Annotated in this window: 14 protein-coding genes and 1 pseudogene; 1 reads left to right on the forward strand and 14 read right to left on the reverse strand. The window is 65.0% G+C overall.

Features of this window, described 5'->3' with window-relative positions; translation table 11 throughout:
* Positions 1-191 precede the first annotated feature (191 nt).
* Positions 192-2,186, reverse strand: coding sequence for a multicopper oxidase domain-containing protein (locus NLR35_RS13860; protein WP_306577509.1), 1,995 nt, complete (start codon positions 2,184-2,186; stop codon positions 192-194).
* A gap of 595 nt (positions 2,187-2,781) precedes the next feature.
* On the opposite strand from NLR35_RS13860, the gene NLR35_RS13865 reads away from it, so the two are divergent.
* Positions 2,782-3,084, forward strand: a complete 303-nt coding sequence (locus NLR35_RS13865; protein ID WP_257167091.1) for a hypothetical protein — start codon at positions 2,782-2,784, stop codon at positions 3,082-3,084.
* 82 nt (positions 3,085-3,166) lie between these two features.
* Here the strand turns inward: NLR35_RS13865 and NLR35_RS13870 are convergent, their stop codons facing one another.
* From NLR35_RS13870 to NLR35_RS13930, 13 genes and pseudogenes are all read right to left on the reverse strand, one after another.
* Positions 3,167-3,847, reverse strand: a complete 681-nt coding sequence (locus NLR35_RS13870; protein ID WP_257167092.1) for a hypothetical protein — start codon at positions 3,845-3,847, stop codon at positions 3,167-3,169.
* Positions 3,844-4,401: a type II secretion system protein GspM gene (gene gspM, locus NLR35_RS13875; RefSeq protein ID WP_257167093.1), complete on the reverse strand. Its 558-nt coding sequence runs from the start codon at positions 4,399-4,401 to the stop codon at positions 3,844-3,846. The genes NLR35_RS13870 and gspM overlap by 4 nt, the downstream gene beginning before the upstream one ends.
* Entirely contained in the window at positions 4,398-5,276 is an 879-nt protein-coding gene (locus tag NLR35_RS13880; protein WP_308773862.1) for a PilN domain-containing protein, read from the reverse strand. The genes gspM and NLR35_RS13880 overlap by 4 nt, the downstream gene beginning before the upstream one ends.
* A gap of 203 nt (positions 5,277-5,479) precedes the next feature.
* On the reverse strand, positions 5,480-6,418 hold the full coding sequence (locus tag NLR35_RS13885; RefSeq protein WP_257167166.1) for a general secretion pathway protein GspK: 939 nt from the start codon (positions 6,416-6,418) through the stop codon (positions 5,480-5,482).
* A gap of 2 nt (positions 6,419-6,420) precedes the next feature.
* Entirely contained in the window at positions 6,421-7,119 is a 699-nt protein-coding gene (locus NLR35_RS13890; RefSeq protein WP_257167095.1) for a type II secretion system protein J, read from the reverse strand.
* The gene (locus NLR35_RS13895; protein ID WP_257167096.1) at positions 7,119-7,508 is read right to left on the reverse strand and encodes a type II secretion system protein J; all 390 of its coding nucleotides are present in this window, start codon (positions 7,506-7,508) and stop codon (positions 7,119-7,121) included. The genes NLR35_RS13890 and NLR35_RS13895 overlap by 1 nt, the downstream gene beginning before the upstream one ends.
* A complete protein-coding gene (locus NLR35_RS13900) occupies positions 7,486-7,959 on the reverse strand; it encodes a Tfp pilus assembly protein FimT/FimU (RefSeq protein WP_374940813.1) in 474 nt (157 codons plus the stop codon). The genes NLR35_RS13895 and NLR35_RS13900 overlap by 23 nt, the downstream gene beginning before the upstream one ends.
* A 2-nt stretch (positions 7,960-7,961) precedes the next feature.
* On the reverse strand, positions 7,962-8,450 hold the full coding sequence (gene gspG, locus NLR35_RS13905; RefSeq protein WP_257167097.1) for a type II secretion system major pseudopilin GspG: 489 nt from the start codon (positions 8,448-8,450) through the stop codon (positions 7,962-7,964).
* 5 nt (positions 8,451-8,455) lie between these two features.
* Entirely contained in the window at positions 8,456-9,670 is a 1,215-nt protein-coding gene (locus NLR35_RS13910) for a type II secretion system F family protein (protein ID WP_257167098.1), read from the reverse strand.
* A 4-nt stretch (positions 9,671-9,674) separates the two neighbouring features.
* Positions 9,675-11,330, reverse strand: coding sequence for a GspE/PulE family protein (locus NLR35_RS13915; RefSeq protein ID WP_257167099.1), 1,656 nt, complete (start codon positions 11,328-11,330; stop codon positions 9,675-9,677).
* A gap of 124 nt (positions 11,331-11,454) precedes the next feature.
* Positions 11,455-11,980: pseudogene (locus NLR35_RS13920) on the reverse strand (tetratricopeptide repeat protein).
* Positions 11,977-14,289, reverse strand: a complete 2,313-nt coding sequence (gene gspD, locus NLR35_RS13925) for a type II secretion system secretin GspD (RefSeq protein ID WP_257167100.1) — start codon at positions 14,287-14,289, stop codon at positions 11,977-11,979. The pseudogene NLR35_RS13920 and the gene gspD overlap by 4 nt, the downstream one beginning before the upstream one ends.
* Before the next feature lie 176 nt (positions 14,290-14,465).
* Positions 14,466-16,292 (reverse strand): porin, encoded by a 1,827-nt coding sequence (locus NLR35_RS13930; protein ID WP_257167101.1) that lies wholly within the window; start codon positions 16,290-16,292, stop codon positions 14,466-14,468.
* Between the last annotated feature and the right edge of the window lies 1 nt (position 16,293).

Consider the following 16,293-nt stretch of genomic DNA (forward strand, 5'->3'; position numbering starts at 1 on the left):
CGAAATTGGCGATTTGCCGGAGCGGCTGGGGAATAACGATGTTGCCGACCGTGCTTTTACCGCCCAAGCGCCGCGCTGTACGGCAAGCGACCGTCCGAGCCAAAACGGAGGCCTGCGTACCAGCTCATCAGCCTCGTCGGCGCCGCCCGTGCGGCGCCGACGTCTTGCGCTGAGGATCAGCGCGGCAGCGCCTACCAAGGCATCTGGTTCATCGCCTCCCATGGCGAGGCGCCGTAGGGCGACGGCACCACCTTGATCTTCGCCATCATGCCCCCGTCCTCATGTTCGAGGATGTGGCAGTGGTAGACGAACTCGCCGACCTGCGAGAACGGGATATCCACCACCACGGGCTTGGACGTGCATTGCCCGCTGCGCCACTGCTCGATGGTGCAGACGCCATTCTGAGCGTCCATCACCTCCGGCACGTTGGGAGTCGCCACCCCGAGCGGGACGTTGTCCTGCAGCATGCCGCCGCCGATGTTCTTGTTGAACGAGATCGCGAGCGGCGTGTTCTCTCCGGCCTTGCTGTTGATGGTCCTGAACCGCGTCTGGTGGATGTGGAAGTTGTGGTTCTCGGTCGAAAGCTGAACAAGCTCCCAGGTCTCGTGGACCGGGCGCTGTCCGGCGGCGAGCGGCAGGCAGACGATGTTCTGCGCGGGATCGAACTGACTGACGGGAAGCTGCGTGCCCGGCACAGGGTTGCCGTTTTGATCGACCTCCTCATAGCCGAGACCGAAGGTGCCGTCGTCGTTCAGATCGGCCAGACCGAAAAAGATCCTGCGCCGGTGTCCTTGCGGCAGCGGACGACAGCCATCCTTCAACGGCGCCGCGTTCGCGTACGGGACCTTTGCATCAAGAATGCCGGAGGGCTGCATCGTGGCCAATGCATCGCCCCTGATATCCATCGCATAGGCAATGTGGCTGCGCCAGCCATGCTGATGGAAGCGCACCTTGGCGAGATCGACCGCCGGCCATTGGTCGCCGCTCCCCATCGTCAATCCGGCCATCTTGAACGTCGCGGACCCGGAACGCCCGGAGCTCGCGATCGCCCCGGTCTGCGGATCACGATAGGTGACGTAGACTTCGGTGCGCGAGCTCGGCATCATCACCATCTGGGTGACGCAGACCGGCTTGGAGTGGAAGCGCGAGGTCGGCAGCGGCGGACAAGGCACCACGCGGAAGCGGGCGCCGCCGAGATGGACCATGGTGTCCATCGTCGTGTCCTGCGGCAGGTTCACGCTGACGCCGTCGACCGAGATCAGCTGCATGATCATCGGCTTCTGGGTGTCGTCGTCAGTCAGCTGAAGATTGTAGGACAGGCTGCCCGAGGCGTTGGTCAGCCGCCAGACCTCACCATCCGGATCGGTCACCTTCATCTTCGGGAATGTCCTGCCGTTGACCGTGAAGTACCATTTGCCGCCGGTGAAATTCGAGCCGCCGTCGGCCGAGGCATCGACGCCGGGGCACGCCCCTTCGCGAACTTCGGAGCTGTCTGCCGGGAATTGGGCGCAGAAGCCGGGATCCTGCTGATTGATCACTTCGCCCGGCTGGACGTTGACGGCGCCGCTGTCGAACTGCACCGCGCCGCCTGGCGCGACCTGAAGATCCTTCAGGATCAGGTGGCGCACGCTCGCGTCGGGAAACGGCGTATCCCGGGCGTCGCCATGTGCATAGTCCGAGACCTCGCCGACCGAGATGATACCCGCCAGTCCTTGCGAGACCTGGTTGAGCGAGATGCCATGGATGTGAGGATGAAACCAGAACTGTCCGGACGGATGATTCCGCGGGATATCGATGCGGAAATCCGCATAGTCCATCTTGTTCGAGCCGTGCTGATGCGTTGTCTGCGGCACCGGCATGCCGTTGGCGGAGTTGAAGATCTGGACGAACACGTAGTCCCCGAACGTCGGATCGCTCAGCGTCGGTGCACGCGGCTCCACGATCAGCCCATGCGTATGCAGGTTCGTGGGATTGCGAAACAGATTGGCCTGACCGGGATCGGTGTTGTGATTCACCTTCGCCGCGTCGAGTTGCGGCAGCTGGTTCACCAGCCTGATCTTCAGCGTGTCCCCCTTTTGCAGCGCGAGGCGCACGCCACCATACTCCGCCACAGCGGCGCCGGCGGGACAGGTGTTACCCGACGCGGGCCTGCGGCAGATCTCGTAGACCCAGCCGGTCGGGTTCATGGGCGAGCCGCCCGGCGGAGCATAGGTGATCGTCGAGATCGGCTTCGCCTTGGCGATCATCAACAGGTCCAGGACTCCGTGCCAGCTCCTGAATACCGTCGGCTCGACCAGGTCATGGGCGCGCGCTGCGCTGCCCGCCAGGGACAAGCCCGCCAGTAGCGCGGCTGCTGATATCAATGCTTTCTTCGTTGGCTTCCGCAGACACCCGACTAACATGCCTGATCCCCATTTGGCTTCGAGACTAAGATCGGTGCAAAGCGTGCAGCTTCATAGGCGCAGCCTTCGCGAGGGCTGACTCCAATCGTCAGCAATGCGCCCTCGCACCCTCCCCTTTTTGGCTATGGATGTCGGGTGTCTCCTTTGTGACCGTTTCTTTCGCTTTGTGAGACTCCGGACACGCTGTTCAAGAATCGATCTAATCAGACGAACAAACAACCGCTGTGTGCGCACATCGCACACCGAGCGACACAAAAACGACAACCAGCCTGCTTAGTTCGTCGGCCACGACCTTCAGATCATCACAGGCGGCCTATCATCCCACCATGGGCCATCGATCGGCGCTCCGCCGGTGATCCGTCCTAAGGAGACCTTAAGGATGCTGCTTGCTGTTGTTCTCGCATGGGCCTGCAATGTGACCGGCATGGCCTGCGGCGCGCCGACCACCGAGATCATTCAGAAGGCCTATGAGCAGGAAGCACCGGCATCGGGTGTCCGGCACGACAAGGGCCTCAAGATCGTCGAGGCAACTTGCGGCAAGGGCGACGAGAACGGGCGCTTCCTGTGTCAGGTGTCGTTCGTCTCCGAGGACGACCCGGACAAGCGCCTCTATTTCGATATCGTCTCAGCCGCGCTCACCGACAAGGGTTGGGTCCTGACCAGCGGATTGTGCAAGCGCTGAAGGCGCCGGAACGTTCCTGGCGTTTCCGGCAGGAATGCCGGCGGCGCCATGCGACCGTATCGTCATCCCCCGCCGTGTGCGTTCAGAGTTGCCGGCGACCCGAGCGCTGCCGCTGATGCATGCGGAGCAGCCTCGACTCGGGCGACAGAAAAGGCGGCCCTGCTTGCGCCAACGGAGGCGCAGTCGGCGTCACCGGAGTCTCAGCGATATCCGTCGTCACGGGACTTATCAGTTGTCCGGGTTGCTGTGTGAAATACAGAATGACGACGTCTTCGCCCTTCTTTAGCGTGGCCGACCGCGCCTCGACGTGACGCAGAATCCAGCCCTGGTAGTCCGCGCCGGTCCTGATGCGCAATGGCGTCTTGCTGCCTGGATCGACGAAGATCGCGAGGCCCTGATTGCCGTTGACGACGGTTCCGACGAGCGACAGCTGCGGCCGCTCCGGCCGGATCGGCTCCTGCACCTCCGGCGCGGTCACGACGGCGGGCGGAGGCGTTTCAGCCGGCGGCGGACGCCGCGAGGGCGAGAAGATCGGGCGGTCACGCGTCGCCGAGAGCCGATCGAGTGGAATGCCCCAGAGCGGATTGGCGGCCCGCCCCTGCAGGCTGGACACAAGCGGTGCGCCTTGCGTGAGCGCGGGCGGCTGCTGATCGGAGATCGCGTAAGCCGGATCGAGCCTCGAGCCCTCGAGCTGAGCAAACGCCGACGCGGCGGCGAGAACGCAGCAACAACCGCCGGCGACCAGTTGGACAACATACCTCATCGGGGGCCCTGCCATTGTCCGGACACCGTCATCATGATGCGCAGCTTGCCGCTCGCGGCGGCCGCGGACCCGCCTCCCTCGGCAACCAGTTCATCGACGAACAGACACGGCATCCCGGCCTCCAGATCGTAGAGAATCGGCTGCAAGGCAGCCTGATCGGCCTCGAAATTTGCGCTGACGCTGATCTGCCGCGCCTTGGCAGGCGGGCTCTGCACATCCAGCTGCGATGAAGACACGCTGCCGCCGTGACGACTCACGACCTCATTCACCCGCTGCACCAGCGCCGCCCCGGCCACGGTGACGCTGGAACCTTCGAGAAAGGCCGATCCGGTCACGACTGTCGCATTGCTTCCGTGCTCGCGCGCAAAGGCCATGCTGTGGGCATCGAGAAGACGCAGCGTGTCGGTCAGCGCAGCCAGTTCGGCGCGCTGATCGAGCACGCTCTTGATGGGCAGCGCGGTTGCCGCGCCCAGCGCCATGAGCAGCCCGACATAGACCGTGGCGGCGAGGCCGGGCGAGGCCGGCGTGCGCGCAAACATGCTGGCGATGCTCATGTGCTGCCCCCAAAGTAAGCCTTGAGGCCGACCTCGATGTGGAAGCGTTCTCCGGCTTCATCAGCCGCGCGCGTCGTCGGCGCTGAAAATGTCGCTTGATTGAAGTGCGCCGATTGTTCGAGCAGTCCAATCAGTGCGGGCGCATCGCGACTGATGCCGGTGATCTGCAGCTTGTCCCTGTTGATGCGCAGCTCGGTCACGTATGTCTCGTCCGGCAGCACGCGGGAGAGCGCATCGAGCACCAGCACGCTGGCAGCCCTCTCCTGCTTGCTCCGCAGCAGGGCACCGAACGCGCTGTTGTCAGCCCCCTCGGCACCCAGGCGCAGCGCTGCGCGCCGCTCCGATATCCGTTGTGACAGCACGCGCTGCTGCTCTTCGAGCTTGCCGCCCATAATGCTGGTGGCGCCGAACGATAGCGTCGCCATGAGCCCTGCGACGACCAACACGACCGTCAGAATGCGGCCGACGCGCCCTGCATCCAGCGGTCCACGCAGGTGATGCTCGATCAGCCTCGTTGCCCGTGGTGCGGCGCGTTCGTGCGCCGAGCCCTGGGGAGCGGCAATCAGCACGATGCAGGCCGCTCGCCAGGACTCGGCAAGCCGAATGAGGGGATCGGTGCTCGTCCTCGGCGCAGCAATGACCGTGGTCTGAATGCGGTCAGCCGAAATCTCGACCGGCTCCGTGCTGCCGAACACGGCGTCCTGCGCCGTCCACGGCGTCAGCCGATCGATCTGCGAGCGGACCATCGGCTCCAGAAACTCGACGGCCCGCTTGGGCAGTTCCAGCGGTCGCCAAAGGAAGCGGTCGGACCGCAGCGTCACCTCGATCCGGCTGCCTCGCACGAGCTCCAGCCATTTGTCGGGAAGCGCCCGCACGGCCGCTTCGCCGCTCGACAGGAGAACGGAATGATCCGGCGGTCCGGATCGCCCCGTCGACTTGACGACGAAGACATTGTGCTCGGTCTCGATCAGCTGCACCGAGGACTTGAGATTGAACCGGCCGCTCAGACCGATGATCGCCTCCGCCACAGAGCGGATCCATGCTGCGAACTCACCGCGCGCGGCCATTGCCATTCTCATCACAGCGCCTTTCCTGACGGCCTGGGCATTACCGCGCTTCCGACGTCGTCCCGCCACGACAAGATACGGTATGGATCGTCGCCCTCTGCCAGCAGGATGACGACTTCAACCGCGGCGCGTCGCCCTGCATCGAAAGCGATCGTGATCCCCACGCGGAAGGCGTCGCCGACCTCCAGCGTCGTACCAGCGCGCGCCGCTCCAAGCGCCGATACCAGCGATCTCGGTTCGCGACGCAGGCCGGCGCGCTGCTCCAGGAAGCTCTTCAACACATCCTGAGTCATTCCGGGAAGCGCGGCGACGACTTCGGGCGCGGACTCCAGCGGATCGATCTCACGCCGCCCGCTGAAGACGGTCACGAACGGCATCGCCTGATCGACCAGGGCCGGCGGGATCTTCAGCACCAGGCGAAGCTCCTCGACATTCGCAAAGGACGCTCCACGCGGCGCGTAGTCCATCCCTGCCGTCCGATAGAGCTCACGCTCCGGATCGGCAGCATTCTCGGCTGGTGGGGTCCGCCAGCCGATGATCCGCTCGGCATACTCATTGGCCCTGTCGGCGCGAGCGCCCAGCGCGGCGAACAGGTTAGCGAGCATCTGCTTTGGGGCATGATTAAGATCGATGCGGCCCGCTTCGGACCGGAATGCGACCGACACCTGCGCATGGTCGAGCCGGAATGAGAACGCCCCAGCCGGCGGCCGCTGCAACTTCGGCATGGCGATGAGCTTGAAGGCGGCAAGCTCGAGACCCGCAGAAGCCAGCGCGCCGGATCGCATCCGGGCGTCGTCGAGCGACAGGCGCTGGACGGTACTGACAAGATAGACCGAGAGAGCTCCGGCCAGCCCCGCCAGCGAAACGAGGATCCAGAGCGCCGCAACGAGGACGAAGCCGCCTTCGCGATCACGGCCTTCATCATCTGTGGAGATAGGAGCGCTGCGCATGGTCATGGCTCCGACCGCGCCGCGGCACGCCCGACCGTGACGTCCGCTTGCGGCATCTGCCTGTCGCACGGACGGTCTGCCGGGCTGCAGACGCTCTCGGCCGGAGCCGAGATATGGATCATCGCGATTCGTGAGATCGATGGCGCGCTCGCATCGGCCGTGTTGCGCACCGTCACCCGTACCGCTGCCGGCAGCTTCTCGGCACTCCGCCACGACGGCGCCCAGTTCCGGTCGGCCCCTGCATAGGCAAACGAGACGCGATACGGCGCCTGGAGCAGCACGACGGGATCGGCCAACTCACGAGCACTGCCAGGCGCGAACGCGGCGCGTTTTCGGACGAGCACCGCGTCGTCACCGTCGCCAGATTCCGAGATGCGAACCAGATCGAGCCCCCGGCCGCTCCGCGGTCCCAGCGACAGCCTGACGAAGGTGACCGACGTCTCCGATCCGTCGAACAGAACAGACTTGGTCTGAGCATCGGGCCGGATGAATTCCGCGGCCGCGACGTCGGCGCTGATGCGGTCGAGCGCGAGGCTTAGGGATTCGTTGCGCTGGATGCGATGCAGGCCGCGATCCCAGCTCGGAATCCATTGCGCGGTGATCGCCGCGAGGGCCGAGATCAGCAGCCCCATCAGCGCCAACGCGACCAGGACTTCGATCAGCGTGAAGCCGGCCTGCGAATCGTTGGAGCGACGCGCCATCACTCGGCCTGCCTCCGGAACAGACGGATCGTTTCGAGCTCCATGGTTGCCCCGGAGGGCGATCGAACCTGGAGCGTGATCCGTTGCGGCACCCACGCGGACGCACCGGCATCGGTTCCGAATGGCTGCGCCTGTGCGCGCCAGGCATGGGCCATCGTCTCCCCCGCCGCTGTCCGCGCAGCTGGCAGGCGCGAGGGAAAGGCCAGCCACAGCGCGTTATGAGCAGCCTGCACCAATGCAACATGCTGCTCCAACCGCCGGCTCCCACGGCTCGACGAGCCCATGAGAGCCGCGATCGCGACCAGCGAAACCGCGACGATCGCGAGCGCGACCAGCGTCTCGATCAGGGTGAAGCCAGCGGCCCGATTATGGTCTGGTGACGCCAGCATGCGACCCCACTTCAACCCTTCCTGTCAGCCAGTTGACGCGAATTTGGTAGCCGGCATCGAGATGCGTGAGCGTGATGACGCCGCCGCACGACATCCCCGAGCCGAAGAAGCTGATGGATTCGAACGACGGCCGGTCGTCGCAGTTGCGCGGCAGCACCGTCTCCAGCCGGACATCGTCCGGAAGACGGATCACCTGCCTGCTCGCACCCGCGCTGATCAGGCGCGCCCGCGCATCGACCCGCGTGTTGACCGCGAGTCCACGACCAATGGCCGCATTTCGATCGGCCTTCAACAACGAGGCGGTCTCGAGCGCATAAGCCTCCAGCCGCGGCCGCGAGGTCTGCCTGGACATCGCCGGCAACGACACGGCCGCCATCAACGCGACGACCGCGAGCACACAGACCATTTCGATGAGCGTGAAGCCGGCCGTGCGGCCGTCGCGATCATCCATCCCTATCTGCCACCGACGGCGACCGACGAGGAGATATCGGTGGCGAGATCGGTGCCGCCCTCCTGCCCGTCCGATCCATAGGAGACGATCTCATAGGGCACCTGCTGTCCCGGCGATCGGTAGACATAGGCATGGCTCCAGGGATCGCTCGGAACGTTTCCTCCCTTGAGATATGGTCCGGCCCAGCCCGGAATGGTCGATGCCGGCCGGACCAGCGCCGTCAGACCTTCCGACGTGGTCGGGTAGCGACCAGTGTCGAGGTAGAACAGATCGAGCGCGCTCGAAAAGCTCTGGATCTGAATTCGCGCGGTCTTGACCCGGGATTCGTTCAGCGACGACAGCACGCGCGGGCCGATCAAACCCATGATCATGCCGATGATGGCGATGACGACCAGCATCTCCACCAGCGTGAAGCCGCTTTCAGGATCGTCGCATGTGATGCGGGTCGGCTCGACGCCGCCGATTGCTGGCTTCTTCGACTGATCGTCCATGGTCTCTATCCGACGAGTTGTGTCACCGACAGGAGTGCGCTCATGACCGACACGATGAGACCTCCCACGACGGCGCTGATGAGAATGATTGCGGCAGGCCCGACGATGCCCACGATACGATCGAGGCTACGCTGCAGCTTGGCCTCGTAGAACTCGGCGATGCGGCCGGCGAGCACCGGCAACTGTCCGGTCTCCTCGCCGATCCGGATCATCCGCGTCGCCATCGGCGGCAGAATGTCCGCCGCCGCCACGGCTTCGGAGAGCTTGCCGCCATGCCGCACGCGGTCGGCCGCGGCGATCCACGCTGCACCGCTGCCGGTGACCGACATGATATCGACCAGGATTCGCAAGGTCGCCGTCAGCGTCAGCCCGCTGCCGAGCAGGATGGCGAGGTTGCGGCAGAACACGCTGGTGCGGTACGACCGGAACACTGTCGCAAGGCCAGGCAGCCGGCAAAGCCAAGCGATCACAGCGGCGCGCACACTCGCCCGGCTGAGCAACAGAACGCCCGTAGCGATGATCGTACCGGCGAAGAGCGCGAGAACGGGACCGTTCCCGCGCAAGAAGTCAGAGATGTCGAGAAACGTCGTGATGGCTGCGTCGCTCCTGGCGCCGAAGTCGCGCAGCACGGTCGAGAACTGCGGGAGCACGACGACAAAGAAGAACAGCATCACGAGACAGGCGGCGATGAGGACAAACAGCGGATACTGCATCGCATCGGTGAGCTTGCGGCGCGTCGCTTCCGCGCGAGACCGCTCGGCGCCGAGCATGTCGAGCACGTGATCGAGCGTGCCGGAGGCTTCGCCGACCCGCACCAATGCGAGATACATCGCGGGAAACTGCCGAGGATGATGCGCCAGCGCCTCGGCAAGGCTCTCTCCTGCAAGGAGGCTGGATCGCAAGCGGCCGACGATCGGGCGCAGCTTCCCGATATCGGCGTCGCCCGCGAGAAGATCGAGGGCATCCTCCAGCCGTGCACCCGCCTTCAGCAACAACGCTAGGTCACGCGTGAAGATCGTGACATCGGCCGGAGCAGGACCACCAAACCAGGCCAACGTATCCCGCGCGACAGCGCCCGCCGCCTTCTCCTCGAAGGTCTCGATCGGCAACAGACGCAGATATTCGATACGGTCGACGACCTCCTTGGCCGTCGCGGCCGAGATGGTGCCGTGTACGACATCACCAGTCTCGGTAAGGGCGCGATAGCGGAATGTGCTCACCGGCTCACCGTAGCGTTGTGACGCGCAGGACTTCCGCAACCGACGTCGCCCCGGCCCGGCACTTGGCGACGCCGTCATCGAGCATCGTCGTCATGCCCCGGCGAATAGCGGTACGGTCGATCGCGCTTGCGTCGGTCGAGCCCTGGATCAACGAGCGGATCTCCGGATCGAGTTCGAGAACCTCGAAGATGCCGAGCCGGCCGCGATAGCCGGCGCCGCCGCAACTGTCGCAGCCGACAGGCTCATAAACGGTCTCGCCGACGCCGAAACCGACCGCCGCGTAGCGCGGGTCGGCACCGAGATCATCGGCGCTCAGCGTTCGCTTGGCCCTGCAACGTTCGCACAGCCTGCGGACCAGCCGCTGCGCGATCACCGCCCGCAGCGTCGAGCGAAGCAGGAAGTCCTCCACACCGAGATCGAGCAGCCGCGGCACCGCCGCCGCAGCATTCTCGGTGTGCAGCGTCGTCAGCACGAGATGGCCGGTCAGCGCCGCATGCACCGCGACATGGGCGGTCTCGCCGTCGCGCACTTCGCCGACCATGATGACGTCGGGGTCCTGGCGCACGAAGGACCGCAAGGCGGAGGCAAAGGTGAGCCCGATGGCCGGCTTGACCTGCGACTGATTGATGCCCGGCAGCTCATATTCAACCGGGTCCTCGATGGTGAGGATCTTCCGCGTCGGCTCGTTGAGGACCGACAACGCCGTCGCCAGCGTCGTCGTCTTGCCGCTGCCTGTCGGGCCGCAGATCACGATCATGCCGTGTGGCAGCGCCAACAGCCGACGGAGCGATCGGTCGTCGTGCGCGGAAAAGCCGAGCTTCTCGATCGAAAGCAGTCCGCGATCCCTGGGCAGCAGCCGGATCACAGCCGACTCGCCGTGCTGCGTCGGCATCACGGCAACGCGCACGTCCAGCTCGGAGCGGCCGACCTGCAGCCGTGCGGCGCCATCCTGCGGCAACCGCCGCTCCGCGATGTTCAGTCCGGCGACGATCTTGATCCGCGAGATCACCGCTTGCGGCAGCACACCCGCGGGGGCAGCAAGCGGCTTCAGCAGACCGTCGACGCGCATCCTGATCGACAACCCGCTCCGCATCGCTTCGACATGGATGTCGCTGGCACGCAGTTCGATGGCCTGCTCCAGCAGGTCGTTGACGGCGCGCACCACCGGCGCTCCCGCTGCGAGGTCGCGCAGGCCCTCGATGTCATCCTCGCGCAGCTGCGGCTGAGGAGCCTCGGCGCGCGCCTGGCTATGATCATCGTCAGCGAGCCTGCTCAGCGCCGCGGAGATATCCTCAGCCGAGGCCACCACGAGCGCGATGGGCCCGCCGAACACCAGCTCTGCCGCACGCGCCGACGCAGTGTCGCGCGGATCGGCCACTGCAAGGCACCGCCCATGCCGGGCCGATTGAAACGGGAAGACGATCGTCTCCCGCAGGAAACGCCGGGAAAAATGGTCAACCAGCGGCTCGGCAGCCAACAGGTCGGAGAGCGTGATCCGCGGCAATCCGAGGTGCCGGGCGATCTCATCGGCGAACCCGCCAGACATCGTATCGATCGCAATTTCAGGTCCCTCGTTCCGCTCGGGCCGGGAGCCGCCGAGCCGGGCGAACTCGTGCCCCTGCGGATCGTCGGCCGGGCGATGATGAGAAGTCGAGACCATGGCGCTTCCCGTGATGGACCGGACCCGATCTCCTCATGCCGAGGGCACGATCTGAATCCTTCGTCTGAGACCCTTCGTACTCGAATGCAAAGATGACACTTATGAGATCGTCGACTTAGAACAACTACAAACCCGACGTCGATGCCTCACGGCGCGGTCCTGCAATCCTGTCCCGCTGCCACTCCAACGAGATGCTGCCCCTCGATGATCTGTTCGCGCGACATCTTCGATGCGACCGCATTGCGGATTCGCAGATACGGCTCGCGCTGGCGCTGTGATGCCGCGGCCGCGGCCAGGCTCAGCCATTTGTAGGCCAGCACGACGTCCTGATCGACGCCGTGCCCCTTGTCGTAGCTCAGCCCGAGCAGATGCTGAGCCGCCGGATCGCCGTGCTCGGCAGCAGCGATGTAGAGTTCGGCTGCGGCATCGTAGGATTGCGGAACACCGAAGCCGTTGTCGTACATGTAGCCGAGCGCGGTCATGGCGCGCGGCTGCCCGCGCTGCGCCAAGGGCGCCAGCAGAGCGGCCGCGCGCGCGTAATCGCCGCGCGCGAGTGCCGTCCAGCCGTCCCCACGAGGTCGGGCGTCAGCCGCGGCAAGCCCGACCGAGAGCGCGAGGACACCGGCTATCATGGTCGAATGCCATCTCATCGACTGGCCCGCGATGTCTGGAGGGCGCTCGTCGACATCGGCCTGATCGTGCCCCGCAACTTCGAGCGAAGCTCCTCGGCAACATAGTGGGCATCGGTGCCGTCGCGGATGATCTGCGGACGAATGAAGATGATCAGTTCGGTGCGGCCGCGGCTGCGATCATTGTTGCTGAACAGCTCGCCCAGGCCGGGGATCTGGTCGAGGCCAGGGACTCCGTTCCGTGTCCCCTGATGAGTCTCGCTGATCAGACCGGCAAGCAGCACCGTCTGGCCGCTCGCCACCGCAACCGAGCTCTTCACCTTGCGCTGCGCCACCGTGGGCGTGAGACTGTTGGCCGTCTGCGGCGAGACGTTGCTGATCTCCTGCTCGATCTCCAGCCGCACATTGCCGTTCTCGTTGACCCGGGGCGCAACGCGCAAAATGATTCCCGTGTTGCGGTAGTCGATGGTGTTCACGACGGTGTTGTTGGTCGTCAGGACGGTGGCGCTGCCGGTCGACACCGGCACCTGGTCACCGACCTGCAAGGTGGCCGCCTGATTGTCGATCACCACCAGCGACGGATTGGACAGCACCTTGACGTCGGTGACGGTATGCAACGCGCTCAGGATCGCGCTCGGCTGCGATTCCGATCCGATCAGAAAGTTGAACCCGGGGAATGCGCGATTCAGGAAGGCATTGGTGATCGTCCCGGCCGCCGATGCGACGGTCGCCGGGGCCGAGGTAGATGTGGTGTTCAGCAGCGATCCCTGATCCGGCCTCAAGCCGAGATTCTTGCTGGTGAGAAAGGCCTGAACGCCGTAGTTCAGATTGTCGTTCAGCGTGACCTCGGCAATCGTCGCATCGATGGCGACCTGCAACTGCGGACGATCGCACTGCCGCAGCGTGGCTTCGATGATGCGGTAGTTCTCCCGATCCGCGTAGATCAGAAGCGTGTTGTTGACGATATCGGGCGTGATCCGCACGCCGTCCATCAGCGGCTTTCCGCCAGCCGCAGACGTACGCGGCTCGGCTCCCGCATCGACCGCGGCCTGTGTCGGAGGCGGCGCCCCGCCAAAGCCGCGGTTGGCGACCAGTCCATTGTTGCCCGGCTGCTGGCCCGAGAAGCCGCCGCTCGATTGCCCCGTCGCGCCGGCGGCCGACAGCCGCTCGCTGCTCGATGTCGAAAGGGATCCGGATCCCGGAGCGAGATCGGTCGAGGATGCGTCCGCGCTGCTCGCATTGCCCGTGAACATCTCGTTCAACACCCGGGCCATCTGTCGCGCTTCGCCATATTTCACGCGGTAGACGTGCACGCTGTTGCGAAGCGTGTTGCCGGCATCCAGCCGCTTGATCCAGGTCTCCGCGGTGTGGAGCAGCGCCGGCTTGCGGCTGATCACCATCACCGCATTCATCCGGCTGACGGTCTGGAACTTGACCATGTTCTGGCCGAGACCGCTTTCGCCGGTGTCCATGATCTTCTCGAGCTCGGCGACGATCGGCTCTGGATTGCCGTTGGCGATCGGAAAGATTCCGACCGACTGTCCACGCATCCAATCCGCATCGAAACTGAGCGCGGCATCGACCGCGGTGCGGCGCTCTGCTCCCGTTCCCTGGATCAGCAGCAGGTTGCGGCCGGGATCGGCCCGCACCATTCCCGGCTTGAGTGCGAAGCTGTCGAGCAGCTTCAACAAGGTCGGCGCCGAGACATATTGCAGTGGCAACGCCGTGATGCCGTAGCCTGCCTCGGTCGAGCCTCCGGAAGAGTCGACGGTGCCTGCCCCCGCCGCCTCCCCGAGTGGAATCAACCGATAGCCCGAGCCGTCGCGAACCAGCGCTGTTCCGGACAGGCGAAGCGCGTTTTCGAGGACGTAGACCACGTCCGCTTTCGGCACCGGGCGGACCGACGACAGACTGACCGTCCCCTGGAGTCTCGGATCGATCGAATAGCCGACGCCGAGAATGTCGCCGAGCACCACCTTGGCGACCGTTGCGATGGGCGTGTTCTCGAAATTCAGCTCGAACCCGTTTCCGACCGCCTGCGAATGCGCTGCGACCTGCTGAACCGGAAGCGAATTCGCAGCCGGCACTTCAGCGCGCGCATCTCGTGCATCTCTCGCATCGTCGTTGCCGCCATAGATCTCGGCGCGGGCGCGGCGCGCGGCCGGGGATTGCTCGGGCATGACCTGCTTGGGATAGCGCGGTGAAAGGTCGAGCCGCCCCACTTTATCCATGACGTCGTCGCCGCGGTTGTCACTTCCCAGCGTCGCCGGATTGCATCCCGCCAAGACGACCGACAAGGCCGCCGACATGACCGCCAACGTTGCAAGCATGCGGCGTCGCCGCCGACCACGACTCAGTTCACCAATTTCTACCACTCGCGCGCCCACCCGATGTGCCGAGTCCCTCGTCAGGTGTCCCCGGGATGGATCTTCCGTCCGTCCCGGGACCACTCCCGCAATTGGAAGACGGGCCGCTATCCGCAGGACAGCGGCCTCTCCCTCGCGCCCTACCAGAGCCAGCCGACACCGGCGAGAACCCGGTCGGACATCGCACCAGTCGCGCTGTGATCGATCACCTTGGTGTAGTTCAGCTTGTAGACGAGGCTCGGATTCGGGAACACTGCGAGGCCGACGTCGTGGAACGTCATGTCGCCGCTGCCCGTGGGGTTGTTCAGACCATTGAGGATGTCGGCGCCGAGCATGCCCGACGTTTGGAAGTTCTGGCGCGTATATCGATAGAACGGCACGATGTCGTAGTCGTTGGGCGCCCTGAAGTGATAAGCGACCTCGGCCGAATATCCCCACATGCTCTTGCCGACATTGTTCGTATCGTCGAGATCGTTGTTGGCGCGCAGGTTCTCCGGATTGGAGAAATGCACATAGGCATATTCGCCGCGGAACTCGAGCCCGGTATTGGGAACGCGATACCGAGCCTCGGTATTGAAGATCGTCATCGCATTCTTGCCGAGCGGAGTCTCCGTGCCGTCGGCCTGCGTGGCATACGCGCCGCGCGGCGTCACGTTGGGCGAATAGTAGATCGCCGAGCTGCCGGCGAAACCGGGCAGGAACGACGGCGTATAGCTCAGCCGGAACGTATAGGCGAGCTCATTGCTCATCTGGCGGAAATCGCCGATCGGCGCGCGCGCGAGCGCGAGCGCCTCCGAGCCGCTGATGCCCGCCTCATAGCCGCCGGGGGTGATATGGCCATTGTCGCCGCGGTGGGCGAAGTCGTCGCCGAAATCCTCCGCGCTCTGGCTGGCTTGGAACTGATAGTTCAGTCCGTCGACGATCTTGCCGTAGAAGCCCGCCGACGGCGCATACCACGTCGTCGGGATCAGGCCGTTGGCGAGCTCGGGCCGCTGCACGCTGTAGAACAGCGTCGGCTCATGATAAAGATTGGTGAACGAGATCGGTATCAGATCGATACCGGGCGAGCGCAAGGTGAAGTGGTCGTTGAACTTGATGTCGAAGAACGCCTGCTCGACCTCGACCGCGCCGTGCAGCTTGTCATCGTTGTCGAATGCGGTGCCGCCATGCTCCCATTCCAGCTCGGCGTTGAAGGTGATGTTGTCGTTGACCTGATAGGTCGGCAGCAGCACCAGGCGTGCCATGTCGAAACCGTTCTGCCACTGGCCGTTGGCGGCAGGGTTCTGCATCGAGCCGAGCTTGATCTCGCCATACATGCCGATCCGCATGCCCGGCACCGGCGTCGGTGCCACGCCGAACAGGTCCCTTCCGGGCGGAGGAGCAGCCTTGTTGAGATCGGCCGCCGGCAGGAATTTCGGCTTGGGGTCGGAATCCGCGAATGCTGCAGCCAATCGGGAGACCGGCGACGACGACTGCGGCTCGGAGTCCGCTGTCGACGCCGACTTGACGTCGTTCGGACCGGCAAGCGCCATGGCGTTGACGCCGGGCTGAGAGCCGGCCTGCGCGGTGCCGGATGCCTTTGCGGCACCTGACTGAGCGTCCTTGCCAGCCAGCCCGACCGGATCGGAGGGGCGCCTGGATGCGAGCGACGCGGATTGGCCGACGCCGGCCGCCTTCTTCGCCTTGGCGTCCTTGAGCTCGCCCTGGAGCGTGTTGATGCGCTGCTCCATGGCGTCGAGCTTCGCCATCAGCGCTTTGACCGCGGCGCCCTCGGCCGGCCGCGAACGCGACTCCTCAGCCCGAGCGGCGACCGCCGTGAGCGCCAAGGTCGATACTGCGGCAAGGAGAGACGAGCAGAGTATTCCGCGGCTGCGAACTGATCGAGCACCATGACGAGCAGTCGGCGCAACACGGTGTGGAGACGCCGGATCGCCTTCGCGCTCAATACTGCAGCTATTCAATACCATC

The organism is Bradyrhizobium sp. SRS-191, from assembly GCF_024586915.1.
GTDB lineage: Bacteria > Pseudomonadota > Alphaproteobacteria > Rhizobiales > Xanthobacteraceae > Bradyrhizobium.

Excerpts from the sequence above, each read along its gene's own strand:
- NLR35_RS13860 (WP_306577509.1), bottom strand. The coding sequence starts at position 2,186 with ATGAACCCGACCGGCTGGGTCTACGAGATCTGCCGCAGGCCCGCGTCG.
- NLR35_RS13865 (WP_257167091.1), top strand. The coding sequence starts at position 2,782 with ATGCTGCTTGCTGTTGTTCTCGCATGGGCCTGCAATGTGACCGGCATG.
- NLR35_RS13870 (WP_257167092.1), bottom strand. The coding sequence starts at position 3,847 with ATGAGGTATGTTGTCCAACTGGTCGCCGGCGGTTGTTGCTGCGTTCTC.
- gspM (WP_257167093.1), bottom strand. The coding sequence starts at position 4,401 with ATGAGCATCGCCAGCATGTTTGCGCGCACGCCGGCCTCGCCCGGCCTC.
- NLR35_RS13885 (WP_257167166.1), bottom strand. The coding sequence starts at position 6,418 with ATGCGCAGCGCTCCTATCTCCACAGATGATGAAGGCCGTGATCGCGAA.
- NLR35_RS13890 (WP_257167095.1), bottom strand. The coding sequence starts at position 7,119 with ATGGCGCGTCGCTCCAACGATTCGCAGGCCGGCTTCACGCTGATCGAA.
- NLR35_RS13895 (WP_257167096.1), bottom strand. The coding sequence starts at position 7,508 with ATGCTGGCGTCACCAGACCATAATCGGGCCGCTGGCTTCACCCTGATC.
- NLR35_RS13900 (WP_374940813.1), bottom strand. The coding sequence starts at position 7,959 with ATGGATGATCGCGACGGCCGCACGGCCGGCTTCACGCTCATCGAAATG.
- gspG (WP_257167097.1), bottom strand. The coding sequence starts at position 8,450 with ATGGACGATCAGTCGAAGAAGCCAGCAATCGGCGGCGTCGAGCCGACC.
- NLR35_RS13915 (WP_257167099.1), bottom strand. The coding sequence starts at position 11,330 with ATGGTCTCGACTTCTCATCATCGCCCGGCCGACGATCCGCAGGGGCAC.
- gspD (WP_257167100.1), bottom strand. The coding sequence starts at position 14,289 with ATGCTTGCAACGTTGGCGGTCATGTCGGCGGCCTTGTCGGTCGTCTTG.
- NLR35_RS13930 (WP_257167101.1), bottom strand. The coding sequence starts at position 16,292 with ATGGTATTGAATAGCTGCAGTATTGAGCGCGAAGGCGATCCGGCGTCT.